At 63.6% G+C, this 13,761-nt stretch carries 11 protein-coding genes; 2 read left to right on the top strand and 9 right to left on the bottom strand.

Going from position 1 to position 13,761, the window contains the following annotated elements:
• Positions 1 to 104: 104 nt before the first annotated feature.
• The 9 genes from IAE38_RS00820 to IAE38_RS00780 all read right to left on the bottom strand — a co-directional run bounded on the left by IAE38_RS00820 (position 105) and on the right by IAE38_RS00780 (position 11,740).
• Positions 105 to 1,073 carry a peptide ABC transporter ATP-binding protein gene (locus IAE38_RS00820; protein ID WP_201161922.1) on the bottom strand — a complete coding sequence of 323 codons (969 nt, stop codon included), beginning with the start codon at positions 1,071 to 1,073 and terminating at the stop codon, positions 105 to 107.
• Positions 1,073 to 2,041, bottom strand: a complete 969-nt coding sequence (locus IAE38_RS00815; protein WP_201215310.1) for an ABC transporter ATP-binding protein — start codon at positions 2,039 to 2,041, stop codon at positions 1,073 to 1,075. Before IAE38_RS00815 ends, IAE38_RS00820 begins: the two co-directional genes overlap by 1 nt.
• 11 nt (positions 2,042 to 2,052) lie before the next feature.
• Entirely contained in the window at positions 2,053 to 2,979 is a 927-nt protein-coding gene (locus IAE38_RS00810; protein ID WP_028631562.1) for an ABC transporter permease subunit, read from the bottom strand.
• 10 nt (positions 2,980 to 2,989) lie between these two features.
• Complete coding sequence (locus IAE38_RS00805; protein WP_028631561.1) at positions 2,990 to 4,000, bottom strand: ABC transporter permease subunit; 1,011 nt, start codon at positions 3,998 to 4,000, stop codon at positions 2,990 to 2,992.
• A gap of 89 nt (positions 4,001 to 4,089) precedes the next feature.
• Positions 4,090 to 5,700 carry an ABC transporter substrate-binding protein gene (locus tag IAE38_RS00800; protein WP_201215308.1) on the bottom strand — a complete coding sequence of 537 codons (1,611 nt, stop codon included), beginning with the start codon at positions 5,698 to 5,700 and terminating at the stop codon, positions 4,090 to 4,092.
• A gap of 77 nt (positions 5,701 to 5,777) precedes the next feature.
• Entirely contained in the window at positions 5,778 to 7,157 is a 1,380-nt protein-coding gene (locus IAE38_RS00795; protein ID WP_201215306.1) for an OprD family porin, read from the bottom strand.
• Positions 7,158 to 7,330: 173 nt separating this feature from the next.
• Positions 7,331 to 8,923 carry an ABC transporter substrate-binding protein gene (locus IAE38_RS00790; RefSeq protein WP_201215305.1) on the bottom strand — a complete coding sequence of 531 codons (1,593 nt, stop codon included), beginning with the start codon at positions 8,921 to 8,923 and terminating at the stop codon, positions 7,331 to 7,333.
• Between the two features lie 144 nt (positions 8,924 to 9,067).
• Complete coding sequence (locus IAE38_RS00785; RefSeq protein ID WP_060482234.1) at positions 9,068 to 10,693, bottom strand: ABC transporter substrate-binding protein; 1,626 nt, start codon at positions 10,691 to 10,693, stop codon at positions 9,068 to 9,070.
• A 330-nt stretch (positions 10,694 to 11,023) separates the two neighbouring features.
• Complete coding sequence (locus tag IAE38_RS00780) at positions 11,024 to 11,740, bottom strand: SIMPL domain-containing protein (protein WP_201161926.1); 717 nt, start codon at positions 11,738 to 11,740, stop codon at positions 11,024 to 11,026.
• A gap of 201 nt (positions 11,741 to 11,941) precedes the next feature.
• Here IAE38_RS00780 and IAE38_RS00775 point away from each other — a divergent pair, with 201 nt between their 5' ends.
• Positions 11,942 to 13,201, top strand: a complete 1,260-nt coding sequence (locus tag IAE38_RS00775; RefSeq protein WP_028631556.1) for an ATP-binding protein — start codon at positions 11,942 to 11,944, stop codon at positions 13,199 to 13,201.
• On the top strand, positions 13,198 to 13,758 hold the full coding sequence (locus tag IAE38_RS00770; RefSeq protein WP_028631555.1) for a response regulator transcription factor: 561 nt from the start codon (positions 13,198 to 13,200) through the stop codon (positions 13,756 to 13,758). The genes IAE38_RS00775 and IAE38_RS00770 overlap by 4 nt, the downstream gene beginning before the upstream one ends.
• The last annotated feature ends 3 nt before the right edge of the window (positions 13,759 to 13,761 follow it).

Genomic DNA, 13,761 nt, shown 5'->3' with positions numbered 1-13,761 from the left:
TCGTGCACTGATCGCTGCACTGACAACATGCACTGAATACAAAAGGGCCGCTGCAAGCGGCCCTTTTGTTTTTGCCTGGCGGCCTGAACCGGCGGCCTGATTCGTTACAGGAACTGCTCGGCGTAGTGGCACGCCACCTGCCGCGTGCCTACCTGCCGGAACCCTGGCAGTTCCTTGCTGCACCGGTCTGTGGCATAGGGGCAGCGCTTGTGGAACGCGCAGCCCTCAGGCGGATTCAACGGGTTGGGCAGTTCACCGGCAATGCGGATGCGCGGCTTGAGCGGGTCCGGGTGGATAGCCGGTGTGGCTGACAACAGTGCCTGGGTGTAAGGGTGCAACGGCTTTTCGTAGATGTCGGCCTTGGGCCCCATTTCTGCCGGCCGGCCCAGGTACATCACCAGCACCTGGTCCGCCACGTGCCGCACCACCGCCAGGTTGTGCGAGATGAACACATAGCCGGTACCGAACTGCTGCTGCAGGTCCATGAACAGGTTCAGCACCTGGGCCTGGATCGACACGTCCAGTGCCGAGGTCGGCTCGTCCGCCACCAGCACCTTGGGTTGCAGCATCATTGCCCGGGCCAGGGCGATGCGCTGGCGCTGGCCACCGGAGAACATGTGTGGATAGCGCTGGTAGTGCTCCGGGCGCAGGCCCACCTGTTCCATCATCTTCTGCACTTTTTCACGGCGCTCGGCTTTGCTCAGCGACGTGTTGATCAGCAGCGGCTCGGCCAGCTGATCACCAATCTTCTGGCGTGGGTTCAGCGACGCGTAGGGGCTCTGGAACACCATCTGCACATCGCGCCGCAGCTGCTTGCGCTCGGCCTTGCTGGCGCCGTTGACCTCGGTGCCGGCAATCTGCAGGGAGCCGGAGGTGGGTTGCTCGATCAGGGTCAGCGCACGGGCCAGTGTCGACTTGCCACAGCCGGACTCGCCCACCACTGCCAGGGTCTGGCCGGCTTCCAGCTCGAACGACACACCGTTCAGTGCACGCACCAGGGCATGGCCCTTGAACAGCCCGCGAGACACTTCGTAATGCCGGGTCAGGTCCCGGGCGGATAGAACGACGGCCATCACGCCACCTCCTGGTTCAGCGGGTAGAAGCAACGGGCCTGGCTGTGGGCCTTGGCCTCCAGGGCCGGGCGTTGTTGTCGGCAGTTGTCCTGTACATAGGGGCAGCGGGGCGACAGCAGGCAGCCCTGTGGCCGGTCATAGCGGCCAGGCACGATGCCGGGCAGCGTGGCCAGCCGCTCGGCGCCGGCGCTGTGCTCGGGGATCGCTGCCAGCAGCGCCTCGGTGTAGGGGTGGGCCGGGATGTCGAACAGTTCCGGCACCTGGCCCACCTCCACGGCCTGGCCTGCGTACATCACGCACACGCGCCGGGCCGTTTCGGCAACCACCGCCAGGTCGTGGGTAATCAGGATCAGCGCCATGTTGCGCTCCTGCTGCAGGTTCACCAGCAGCTCCATGATCTGCGCCTGGATGGTCACGTCCAGGGCCGTGGTGGGTTCGTCGGCAATCAGCAGTTTCGGCTCGCCGGCAATGGCCATGGCGATTGCCACCCGCTGGCTCATACCGCCCGACAGCTGGTGAGGGTAGGCATCCAGGCGGCTTTCTGCGGCCGGGATCTCGACCTTGTTCAGCAACTCGAGGGCACGCTGGCGCGCCGCCTTGCCCTTCAGGCCCAGGTGCTGGCGCAGCACTTCTTCAATCTGGTAGCCCACGGTGTAGCTGGGGTTGAGGGCGGTCATCGGGTCCTGGAAGACCATGGCGATGTCCTTGCCCACCACCTTGCGCCGCTGGCGGCCGCTGAGGGTGAGCATGTTGGTGCCGTCAAAGGTCAGGACGTCGGCGGTAATGCGCCCGGGGGCGTCGATCAGCCCCATCAGGGCCATCATGGTCACCGACTTGCCAGAGCCGGACTCGCCGACGATGGCCAGGATTTCCCCGGCCTGCACGCTCAGGTCCAGGCCGTCGACCACGGGCACCGCATTGGCGTCGCCAAAGCGCACGTTGAGGTTGTTGATTTGCAACAGTGACATGGGCGTGCTCCTCAGGCGGCGTTCTTGAGTTTCGGGTCCAGCGCATCGCGCAGGCCGTCGCCCATCAGGTTGATTGCCAGCACGCTGAGCAGAATGGTCAGGCCGGGCAGGCTCACCACCCACCAGGCGCGCTCGATGTAGTCGCGGGCAGAAGCGAGCATGGTGCCCCACTCAGGCGTGGGTGGCTGGACACCCAGGCCAAGGAAGCCAAGGGCTGCCGCGTCGAGAATGGCTGAAGAAAAACTCAGCGTGGCCTGCACGATCAGCGGGGCCATGCAGTTGGGCAGTACGGTGACGAACATCAGCCGCCCCAGCCCGGCACCGGCCAGGCGGGCAGCGGTGACGTAGTCCCGGTTCAGTTCGCCCATGACGGCGGCGCGGGTCAGGCGTACGTACGAAGGCAGCGACACGATGGCGATGGCAATCACGGTGTTGATCAGCCCAGGGCCGAGGATGGCGACGATGGCCACTGCCAGCAGCAGCGAGGGCAAGGCCAGCATCACGTCCATCAGGCGCATGATCGACGGGCCGAGCAGCTGCGGGAAGAACCCGGCCAGCAGGCCCAGCAGGATGCCCGGGATCAGCGACATCACCACCGACGACAGGCCGATCAGCAGCGACAGCCGCGCACCCTGGATCAGCCGCGAAAGCAGGTCGCGGCCCAGTTCGTCGGTGCCCAGGATGAACTGCCAGGTGCCGCCTTCAAGCCATACCGGCGGCGTCAGCAGAAAGTCGCGGTACTGCTCGCTGGGGTCATGGGGCGCGACCCAGGGTGCGAACAGTGCGCAGAACACCACCACGCACATGAATGCCAGGCCCATCACTGCGCCTTTGTTACGGGCGAAGGCCTGCCAGAACTCCTTGTAGGGCGAGGGGTAGAGCAGGCTGTGGTCTACCGGGCTTGCCGGCGACACGGGTTTTGCAATCGGGTTGTTCATGGCGTGGCCCTCAGCGCTGATGACGGATGCGTGGGTTGGCCAGGCCGTAGAGGATATCCACCACGAAGTTGACCAGAATCACCAGGCAGGCGATCAACAGGATGCCGTTCTGGACCACGGGGTAGTCACGGGCACCGATGGCTTCGATCAGCCATTTGCCGATGCCCGGCCAGGAGAAGATGGTTTCGGTCAGCACCGCACCGGCCAGCAAGGTGCCCACCTGCAGGCCGAACACCGTGAGCACCGGGATCAGCGCGTTGCGCAAACCGTGCACGAACACCACGCGGGCCGGTGACAGGCCCTTGGCGCGGGCGGTGCGCACGTAGTCTTCGCGCAGCACTTCCAGCATCGAGGAGCGGGTCATGCGCGCGATTACCGCCAAGGGGATGGTGCCCAGCACGATGGCCGGCAGAATCAGGTGCATCACGGCATCCTTGAACGAGCCTTCTTCGTCGCTGAGCAAGGTGTCGATGAGCATGAAGCCGGTTTTGGGCTCGATGTCGTACAGCAGGTCGATACGCCCGGAAACCGGCGTCCAGCCCAGGCTCACCGAGAAGAACATGATCAGGATCAGGCCCCACCAGAAGATCGGCATGGAGTACCCCGCCAGGGACAGGCCCATCACCCCGTGGTCGAACAGCGAGCCGCGCTTGAGTGCGGCGATCACGCCTGCCAGCAGGCCGACGATGCCGGCGAACAGCAGGGCGGCCATGGCCAGTTCCAGGGTGGCCGGGAACAGGGTCATGAACTCGCGCCACACGCTTTCGCGGGTACGCAGCGATTCACCCAGGTCGCCCTGGGCCAGCTTGCCCACGTAGTCCAGGTACTGGGCCGGCAGCGGCTTGTTCAGGCCCAGGCGTTCCATGGCCTGGGCGTGCATTTCCGGGTCGACCCTGCGCTCGCCCATCATCACTTCCACCGGGTCGCCGGGGATCAGGCGTATCAGCGCGAAGGTCAGCAGCGTGATACCAAAAAACGTCGGTATCAGCAGGCCAAGGCGCCGGGCAATAAAACTCAACATCGTCGGGGTACCTCATCAGGCCGTGGGGCTGGCCGCCCTCACGGCAATGCCGCCGGTCCCCGTCTGGGTTGCCGGCGGTCGTTGTTGTTCTACTTCACCTTGGTGGTAGCGAAGTTGTTGGTGGTCAGGGGGCTGATCACATAGCCCTCCACGTTGTCACGCATGGCGGTGAACACCTTGGGGTGGGCCATGCTGATCCAGGGTTGGTCGTCATCGTACACCTTCAATGCCTCGCTATAGAGCGTTGCACGCTCGTCGTTGTCGATCACCTCGCGGGCGCGGGTAATCAGTTGCTGGAATTTCGAGTTGCACCAGCGGGCATAGTTCTCGCCGTTCTTGGCCGCCTCGCAACTGAGCAACGGGGTAAGGAAGTTGTCCGGTTCGCCGTTGTCGCCGGCCCAGCCGCTGGACACAAGGTCTGCCTCGCCTTTTTTGGCCCTGCGCAGCATCTCGGCCCATTCCATGACGCGGATGTCGAGCTTCAGGCCGATCTGCGCCAGGTCAGCCTGCAGCATTTCGGCAGACAAGCGTGGGTTGGGGTTGGTGGGGCCGCCGCCGTTGCGGGTGAACAGCGTGATCACGGTGCCCTCCGGCACGCCGGCCTGGCGCAGCAGGGCACGTGCCTGGTCGAGGTCGCGGGGCAGGTTATGGTTGGTGGTGTTGTAGCCCATCATGGTCGGCGGGTAGGGGTTCACCGCCACCAGCGCATTGCCCTTGCCGAACAGCTGGTCCACGTGGGTCTGGCGGTCGAAGGCCATGTTGATGGCCTTGCGCACGCGCACGTCGCTCAGGTACGGGTGCTGGGTGTTCATGGCGATGTAGCCGGTGACCAGCGCTTCGGTCTGCGCCACCTTCAGGTTGGGGTCCTTGATGATTGACGGCACGTCATCCGGTTTGGGGTAGAGCGCCACCTGGCATTCGTTGGCACGCAGTTTTTGCAGGCGCACGTTGCTGTCGGTGGCAATGGCGAAGATCAGCGCGTCGGCAGGCGGCTTGCCGCGGAAGTAGTCAGGGTTGGGCTTGAAGCGCACCTGGGCGTCCTTGTTATAGCGCTGGAAGATGAACGGGCCGGTACCGACGGGCTTGCTGTTGAGCTCGGCGGTTTTGCCGGCCTTGAGCAGCTGGTCGCCGTACTCGGCGGAATAGATGGAGGTGAAGGCCATGGCCATGTCCCGCAAGAACGGCGCTTCTGGGCGGGTGAGGGTGATGACTACGGTATGGTCGTCTGTCTTTTCCACCGATTTGAGCAATTGCTTGAAGGCCATGCTTTCGAAGTACGGGAAGCCGATGCTGGTCTTGTCGTGCCACGGATGGGCCGGGTCGAGCTGGCGACGCAGGCTCCACAGCACGTCATCGGCATTGAAGTCGCGGGTGGGGGTGAAGTAGCCGGTGGTGTGGAATTTCACCCCCTGGCGCAGGTGGAAGGTATAGGTCAGGCCGTCGGCAGACACCTCCCATCGCTCGGCCAGCGATGGCTGGATGTCGGTGGTGCCAGGCTTGAACTCGACCAGGCGGTTGAACAGTGTTTCGGAGGCTGCATCGAAGGTGACGGCGGTGGTGTACTGCACCACGTCGAAGCCTTCCGGGCTGGCTTCGGAGCATACCACCAGTGGTTTGGCCGCCAGCTGCGCGGCGGCGCCCATCATCATTGCGGCCACTGCCAGGCGCAGTGCCAGTGATCTGTTGACTACCTTGTGCATGGGTTGATGTCTCCCTGCGTGACTGATTCCAGCGTAGCTGCCCCGGCCCGCCAGGAAGCTGGCCGGGGCGGCTGCGGTCAGAGGATGTTGAACGGAATGGTGGTGACGACCCGGAACTCGTCCAGGCTGCCGTCGCCCTGGGCCTTGCTGGCCCGGTGCGTGGTGTAGGTGGCGCGGATACTGGTGTCTTTCAGCGGCCCGCTCTGCACCGCATAGCTGGTGCCGATACCCCACTCGTAATGGGTTTCGCCATCCAGGCCCCTCACGTCGTAGGCGGTGCCTCGGTAGTGGGTGCCGTCAATGCCCCAGCCGCGCGCGTTGTACAGGTTGAACTTGAGGCCTGGCACGCCGTAGGGCGCCATGTTCAGCACATAGGACAGCTGCAGCGACTTCTCGTTGGGGCCGTTGAAGTCCGACAGCAGCGAGTTGGCCAGGTAGATGCCATTGGTTTCGTGCAGGTAGTCGAAGTACTCGTTGCCGTTGACCTGCTGCCAGGAGGCCGTCAGGGTGTGCGCCTGGTGCGTCAGGCCCAGCGACAGGCTGTAGGTATCGTTGTCGATCTGCCCCATCTTGCGGCTGCCGGCGTCCTTGGTCTTGTAGTAGTTCAAGCCGGTGGTCAGGCTTAGCACCCCGCTGTCGCCGAGCACGTGGCTGGCGCCGAAGTAGTACTGGTTCCAGAAGTCGTCCACCTTGGTGGCGTACAGGCTGGTGGTCAGGCTCTTGAAGGGCTGGTAGTTGATGCCGGCGGTACTGGCGCGGTCGGTTTCCACGCCCAGGGCGCCGTACTCGCTGCGAAACTTGCTCAGGCTCTGCTCGGTGCGCGGCGATACCCGGTCGAAGGTGCCCACGTCGAACGTCAGGTTCTCGAACTCGGCGCTGTGCAGAAAGGCACCCTGAAAGCTCGAGGGCAGGGCCCGGTTGCCGATGAAGGCGATCATCGGGGTGTCTACGTCCTGGCGGCCCAGGGTAAGGGTGGTGTTGGACACCCGCGCCTTGACGTTGCCCAGGCCGAGCTTGCTCCACTGCCCCAGCGGGTCGCCATCGCTGTGGGTGAGGGTACGGTTGTTGGGCCCGGCGATGGCCTGGCGGCTTTGCTGCAGGGCGATGGCATTGTAGCCAGCGGCTTCCACGGCGAAGCCCACGGTGCCCTGGGTAAACCCGGAGCTGTAATTGAGGATGCTGCCCTGCACCCAGTTCTCGCGGCTGTGTGTCGGGTGGCGGGTGCCGTCGCCTTTGTAGTACTTCCACAGCGGCGCGCGGGCGGCACGCTCACGGGCGTACCAGTTGCGCGTGCTGCCAGACAGGCTCTGGCCTTCCAGAAAGCCGCTGGCCTGGCTCTGCTCATTGCCTGAGGCAAGTGTGAGCGGTTGGTAGGCCTGGCTTTGCGGCTCGGCCTGGGCCACGGTGGTTGCGGCACCAATCGCTAGGGCGAGTGCGCTTGAAGTGAACAGTCTCACGTTGGAAGCTCCTTTTCATTTCTAGTTATTGCCGGCCTCGTGGGCCGGGTGGTTGCTGCGGTGTTGCCTGGGGCGCCATGGGATCGCCATGGCTGAAACAGGGCTTTACGCCTGCTGCGCAGGCCCGCCTTGCAGGTCCCTCCCCCCTGCAGGGCGGCGCGGCCGACGGCGCGTCAGTCGACGCTCACGCCAGAAAAGTTGTTGCGGCCGAATGGGCTCACCTTGAACCCGCTCACCTGGGTGCTCAGGGGCTGGTTGACGGTTGAATGGGCGACGGGGGTGATGGGCACCTGTTGCTTGAGCCGCTGTTGGGCCTGCTGGTACAGCGTGGTGCGCTGGGCTGGGTCGGTGACCTGCTTGGCACGCTTGACCAGGCTGTCGTACTGCGGGTCGCACCACAGCGAGTAGTTGTTGCTGCCAATGGCATCGCAGCTGTAGAGCGTGCCCAGCCAGTTGTCCGGGTCGCCGTTGTCGCCGGTCCAGCCGATCAGGGCCACGTCGTGCTCACCACTCTTGAGGCGTTTGACGTACTCGCCCCACTCGTAACTGACGATGCGCACCTTGAAGCCCAGCTTGCTCCAGTCCGCCTGCAGCATCTCGGCCATCAACTTGGCGTTGGGGTTGTAGGGGCGCTGCACGGGCATGGCCCACAGGGTGATTTCGGTACCGGGTGCCACCTTGGCCTGCTCCAGCAGTTGCCGGGCTTTTTCCGGGTCGTAGGGGGCGTCCTTGATGCGCTCGTCATACGACCACTGGGTAGGCGGCATGGCATTGACCGCCCGCTGCCCGGCCTCCTGGTACACCGCCTGCAGGATGGCCTGCTTGTTCACCGCCATGTCCATGGCCTGGCGTACTTCCAGGCGGTCAAAGGGTGGATGCTGGGTGTTATAGGCGATGTAGCCCAGGTTGAAGCCTGCCTGCTGCATGACCTGCAGCTTGCTGTCCTGGCGCAGCGCTGGCAGGTCGGCCGGGCGTGGGTGCAGGGTGACCTGGCATTCGTTGCGGCGCAGCTTCTGGATCCGCACCGACGGGTCGACGTTGATCGAGAACACCAGGTTGTCGAGCTTCACGTTTTCCGGCGCCCAGTAGTTCTGGTTGCCCTTGTAGCGAATCTGCGAGTCCTTCTGATAACGCTGGAACACGAACGGGCCGGTACCGATAGGGTGCTGGTTGATGTCGCTGGGGCGGCCGCTTGCCAGCAATTGTTCGGCGTACTCGGCAGACAGAATGGAGGCAAAACTCATGGCCAGGTTCTGGATGAACGCCGCATCGACCGTGTGCAGGGTGAACACCACGGTCATCGGGTCGGTCTTTTCGACGCGGGCGATGTTCTTGTCCAGGCCCATGCTGACGAAGTAAGGGAACTCGGTGGGGTAGGCCTTGCGGAACGGGTGAGCCTTGTCGTGCATGCGGTTGAAGGTGAACAACACGTCGTCGGCGTTGAAGTCGCGGCTGGGGGTGAACCCCTTGTTGCTGTGAAACTTCACCCCTTCGCGCAGGTGGAAGGTGTAGCGCAGGCCATCATCGGAAACCTCCCAGTGGGTGGCCAGCGCCGGCTGCACCGCGGTGGCGCCGCGTTCGAACTCCACCAGGCGGTTATAGAGGGGCTCGGCGGCATCGTTGTCGGTAGCCGTGGTGTATTGGGCGGTATCGAAACCGGCAGGGCTGCCCTCGGAGCAGAACACCAGGTTGCGGGCCTGCAGCGCAGGGGAAAGGCCCAGCACGCCCAGGGCGAGCAGGGTGGTGAAGCAGGTAGCGTTACGCATGGCAAATCCTTGTGCGTCAGGGTTGCACCGCCGTGTGGCAGGAATGGCGGCAACAGTTCGTCGACCCCGCAGCCAGAGGCGGCCGGGCAACACGTTGACTAGCGGAAAACCCGGGCACCCGATGCTGGCGGGTGCCCGATCAGGCTATTGGTCCACGCTGACGCCGTAGAACGCGTTCAGCGAGAAGGGGCTGATCTTGAAGCCCTTCACCTTGGCGCTCATGGGTTGGTAGACGGTGGAGTGGGCGATCGGGGTGATCGGCACCTGCTCCTTGAGGATGTGCTGGGCCTGTTTGTACAGCTCGGTACGTTTGGCCTGGTCGGGGGTGGCCTTGGCCTGTTTGATCAGGTCGTCGTAAGGCTTGTAGCACCATTTCGAGAAGTTGTTGCCGTCGACCGCATCGCAGCCGTACAGGGTGCCCAGCCAGTTGTCCGGGTCGCCGTTGTCGCCGCTCCAGCCAATCAGCATGGCGCCCTGTTCGCCGCCTTTGGAGCGCTTGATGTATTCGCCCCACTCGTAGCTGACGATCTTGGCCTTGATGCCGATCTTGGCCCAGTCTGACTGGAGCATCTCGGCCATCAGCTTGGCGTTGGGGTTGTAGGGGCGCTGCACGGGCATGGCCCACAGGGTGATTTCGGTGCCGTCCTTGATGCCTGCTTCTTTCAGCAGTTGCTTGGCTTTTTCCGGGTCGAAGGGGGCGTCCTTGATAGTGGTGTCATACGACCACTGGGTTGGCGGCATGGCGTTGACCGCCAGCTGGCCGGCGCCCTGGTACACCGACTCGATGATTTTCTGCTTGTCCACAGCCATGTCCAGCGCCTGACGCACCTTCAGCTGGGCCAGCGGGTTGGGCTCGTTGCTGCCCTTTACCTTGTCCATCACGTTGTAGGCGATGTAGCCGAGGTTGAAACCGGCCTGGTGGGGCATCTGCAGGTTCTTGTCGGCCTTCAGCGGCTCGATGTCGGCGGGGCGGGGGAACAGGGTGACCTGGCATTCGTTCTTCTTCAGCTTCTGCATGCGCACCGAAGCGTCAGTGGTGATGGCGAAGATCAGGTTATCGATCTTCACGTCATCAGGTTGCCAATAGTCCTTGTTGCCCTTGAAGCGGATCTGCGCGTCCTTCTGGTACTTGCTGAACACGAACGGGCCGGTGCCGATGGGCTTCTGGTTGATGTCGGCCGGCTTGCCCTGCTTGAGCAACTGGTCGGCGTACTCGGCCGACTGAATGGAAGCAAAGCTCATGGCCAGGTTCTGGATGAACGCGGCGTCGACGTCGTTGAGGGTGAACTTGACCGTGTGTTCGTCCAGTTTCTCCACCTTGGCGATGTTCTTGTCCATGCCCATGTCGGTGAAATAGGGGAACTCGGTGGGGTACGCCTTGCGGAACGGCTGGTCCTTGTCGAGCATGCGGTTGAACGTGAACAGCACGTCGTCGGCGTTGAAGGGCCGGCTGGGCTTGAAGTAGTCAGTGGTATGGAACTTCACGCCTTCGCGCAGGTGGAAGGTATAGGCCTTGCCGTCGTCGGACACCTCCCAGCGGGTGGCAAGGCCCGGCACCACTGCAGTGCCACCGCGCTCGAACTGGGTCAGGCGGTTGAACATGGTCTCGGCCGACGCATCGAAGTCGGTCCCGGTGGTGTATTGCCCCGGGTCGAACCCGGCCGGGCTGCCCTCCGAACAGAACACCAGGTTGGACGCGGCCAGTGCTGACGGTGCGCCGGTGAGCATGCCTGCGCCTAGCAGGAACGGAATGACTGCATGTTTGAGCATGATGGCCTCATTGTTGTCATTGTTCGGATGAGGTGGCCTCGTGAGCCGACCTGCGGATACTCATGCACGGCTGATTGCCAATGCAACAGGCACAAGGATAGATGGCACCAGAAAGGTAGTACGGCCGTACATGGATGTCGCATTCATGTAACTTTAGGCGAAGTTAAACGTTTGCGTTGGCAAAATGATGGCGTTTTTCGGATTATTTCTGCGCAGGGAATGATGTAGGACACATCTCAAATATGTGTAGGACAGGGCTGATATGTGCACCCAGACACGCAAAAGCCCGATCGCATTCACGACCGGGCCCCTGTTTACAGCGCGCTGCCTTCAGGGCATTTGCACCTCGATCAGGCCATCGGCGTTCATGCTGACTTCGCTGGTGCCGGCCTCGATGTCTGGCGCGGGTGCTGCTTCGTCAGCCGCCATGGCTTTCATCGCCATCGGTGCGCTGCGCAGGTACGGGCGTGGATAGCCGCTGCTGTTGAGGTTCAGGTTGACCACTTTGTAACCGGTACCGCCCAGGGCTTCGGTGGCCAGTTGCGCACGTGCCTTGAAGGCATCCACCGCATCCTTGAGCAGGGCGTCCTCGCTGGCTTTGCGGGTAGCCGGGGCGATGGAGAAGTCCATGCCGCCCATTTTCAGGTCCTGCAGCAGGTCGGCGGTCAATTGGGACAGGGCGGGGAAGTCAGCGCTTTCCAGGCGCAGTTCGGCGCGCTCGCGCCAGCCGGTGATCTTCTGGCCCTTGGTGTCGTAAACGGGGTAGCTGTTACGGCTGCCCTGGCTGATCTTGACGTCCTTGACCTGGCGCGACTGCTGCACGGCCTTGTTCATGGTTTCGGTGATCTGCTTGGCAAGCTTGCCTGGGTCGGTGTTCTGCGCTTCGCTGTACAGGGTCACGACCATCAGGTCGCGCGCCACTTCCTTGCTGACTTCGGCGCGCAGCGAGACCTGGTTGAAGCGCGGCTCATCGGCGGCCAGGGCCGGCAGGCTGGCGAGCAGACCACAGGACAGCAGAAGGGCGGCGCCGCGACGTTGAATTTGCATAAGGTGCTCCTTGGCAGAGAAAGGCGTGGGGTGTGGCCATCCATTCCACGCATGGCAGTCAGACCGGAAAACAGTGTAGTGGGTTCAGCGGTGCCATCGGCAACCTGTGACAAAGTGTGGCGCTTTGCCGCATTGCTGCAGCGAGGCGCCCGGCTTCGGTATACTCCAGCCGATTTTCTGGAGCACTCATCAGGAGAGCTCATGCTCGCCGCCGTACAACCGCTGTCCGCTACCCGCCAGAACCTCTGGCGCCTGACTGTCATCCGGGTTCTGGTCCTGGCCGCCCAGGCGGGTTCCGTGGGCGTGGCCTACTGGACCGAACTGCTGCCGCTGCCCTGGCTGTCGTTGGCTGGCACCTTGGCCTTGTCCTCGTTGCTGTGCGCGTTCACGGCCCTGCGCCTGCGCCTGTCGCTCCCGGTCACCGAACTGGAATACGCCCTGCAACTGGCCTGCGACCTGCTGATCCACAGTGCGCTGCTGTATTACTCGGGCGGTTCCACCAACCCGTTCGTGTCCTATTACCTGGTGCCCCTGGCGATCGCGGCGGTGACGCTGCCCTGGCTGTACTCGCTGATACTGTCCGGCATCGCGCTGACCGCCTACAGCCTGCTGCTGGTGCAGTTCTACCCGCTGGAAGGCCTGCCCCTGGCGCGGGACAAGATGCAGGTGTACGGCATGTGGCTGAGCATTGCCCTGGCCGCTGCGGTGATCACCTTCTTTGCCGCACGCATGGCCGAAGAGCTGCGGCGCCAGGAGCAACTGCGTTCCGAGCGGCGCGAAGAAAGCCTGCGCGACGAGCAATTGCTGGCGGTGGCCACCCAGGCTGCCGGCGCCGCCCACGAGTTGGGCACGCCGCTGGCGACCATGAGTGTGCTGCTGAACGAAATGCGCCAGGACCACCACGACCCGCTGCTGCAGGAAGACCTGCAGATCCTTCAAGACCAGGTAAAGCTGTGCAAGCAGACCCTGCAGCACCTGGTGCGCGCTGCTGAAGCCAATCGGCGCCTGGCGCTGGTTGAGCAGGACGTGACCGCCTGGCTGGACGAGGCGCTGAACCGCTGGCACCTGATGCGGCCCGAAGCCAGCTACCGCTTCCAGCGTCTGCGCGATGGCCAGGTGCCGCGCCTGACCCCACCGCCAGACCTGACCCAGGCGTTGCTGAACCTGCTGAACAATGCTGCCGATGCCTGCCCCGATGATCTGGAAGTGCGCCTGGACTGGGACGCCCAGGACATCGTCATCAGCATCCGCGACCATGGCCCGGGTGTGCCACCGGCCATTGCCGAAGCCATTGGCAAACCTTTCATCACCACCAAGGGCAAGGGTTTTGGCCTGGGCCTGTTCCTGAGCAAGGCCAGCGTGACCCGTGCGGGTGGTTCGGTGAAACTCTATAGTCATGATCAAGGTGGCACCCTGACCGAATTGCGCCTGCCCCACGGCACGCGAGGAGAAGAAAGATGAGCGAAGAAAACCAGGTCGAAAGCGAAGAGCTGCCCCACCTGTTGCTGGTGGATGACGACGCCACCTTCACCCGGGTGATGGCCCGGGCCATGAGCCGCCGCGGCTTCCGGGTGAGCACCGCAAGCTCTGCCGAAGAGGGCCTGGTGCTGGCCCAGCAGGACCTGCCGGACTACGCCACCCTGGACCTGAAAATGGAAGGCGACTCAGGGCTGGTGTTGCTGCCCAAGCTGCTGGCCCTGGACCCGGAGATGCGTGTGGTGATCCTGACCGGTTATTCCAGCATCGCCACAGCGGTGGAAGCCGTGAAGCGCGGTGCCTGCAATTACCTCTGCAAGCCGGCCGATGCTGACGATGTACTGGCGGCGCTGCTGTCGGAGCACACCGACCTGGACACCCTGGTGCCGGAAAATCCCATGTCGGTCGACCGTTTGCAGTGGGAGCACATCCAGCGCGTGCTCAATGAGCACGAGGGCAATATCTCGGCCACCGCACGCGCCCTGGGCATGCACCGCCGTACCCTGCAACGCAAGCTGCAGAAGCGCCCCGTCCGCCGCTGAGTC

Source organism: Pseudomonas sp. S32 (genome assembly GCF_016648095.1).
Classification (GTDB): domain Bacteria; phylum Pseudomonadota; class Gammaproteobacteria; order Pseudomonadales; family Pseudomonadaceae; genus Aquipseudomonas; species Aquipseudomonas parafulva.
This window is presented reverse-complemented; position numbering and strand designations above follow the sequence as displayed.